The following is a 1019-nucleotide window of genomic DNA, read 5'->3' as shown; positions in this document are numbered from 1 at the left end:
CTGCTCCTCGCCGCGCTCGGCGGCAGGTTGCGGCCAGGTGCGAACGGCAGCAGCCGTGGGCTCGGGAGACGCAGCGTCCACGGGCAACACAAGCGGCAGCTGCGCCGTCATGACGAGCGCATCCGAACCCGGACCATAGTAGTTGCGGCGAACGCCGGCGCCGGTAAAGCCGAGCGACTCGTAAAGACCACGGGCAACCTCGTTGTCGTCCTCCACCTCAAGCGATGCCGAGGTGCAGCCGAGCATCTGGGCATCGTAGCTCACGTGCGAGAGCAGCTTGCGCGCAATGCCCTCGCGGCGATGCGCAGAATCGACCGCCACGTCCAGAATCTGAACGTCGTCGTTAACAACCATACCGCCGGCAACGCCGATGATATGGCCGTTATCATGCGCCACCCACCAGGAGCGCGGAGCGGGAAGATCTTGCGCCAGCTCATCGAGGAAAAGCTTCGCAGACCACGCCTCATGGCTTGCGCCCGCAAAGCAGGATGCGTCGAGCGCCGCAGCGCCCTCGGCATCCGCCGCACCCATGGGACGATACTGCAGATGCCTGCCGGCAAGTTCGTCGGCAACGCCCGTTGTCTCGGTATGGGCGCTTTCGCCCAGACCCAACCGGCGCCGCTCGTTTTCCTCGGCATCAGACAGGCGCGTGTAGATGGGCAGCACACCCGCCGGGTCACCGTCACCCGTGGCCTCGCTGCGCAACAAGCCCTCCCCCGAGGGCCACCACAGCGAACGCTCCAAGCAACGGGCGGCTTCGTCTTCGGCAAGCAGTTTGCCATAACGGACAAGGCCATCGCCCATCAGACGAATCTTTGCCCAGTCGGCACGCTCGCGCCATTCGTCCAAAGCAACAGCGGCCTTAACCACGCGCTCGCGGTCAAACAGGCGCTGTGGGCCCGTCTCGTCAATGCGATACAGCGCTGGATAAACCTCGCCGCGCATGGCATCGGCGAGCACGCCCACCAGGCCGCGCTCGCCCGCACGCCAGGCGGTCCAAGCACAAGCGTCGGGCGTCG

General features: G+C 65.9%; 1 protein-coding gene. It reads right to left on the bottom strand.

What is annotated here, in order from left to right:
• Positions 1–1019 (bottom strand): GNAT family N-acetyltransferase (locus BQ9843_RS00020; protein ID WP_143327589.1); only part of this gene is annotated, 1019 nt, incomplete at both ends.

Origin of the sequence: Collinsella bouchesdurhonensis, assembly GCF_900155365.1 — a bacterium.
GTDB lineage: Bacteria > Actinomycetota > Coriobacteriia > Coriobacteriales > Coriobacteriaceae > Collinsella > Collinsella bouchesdurhonensis.
The sequence above is the reverse complement of the archived record's forward strand: the minus strand, read 5'-3'. Positions and strand labels throughout refer to the sequence as shown.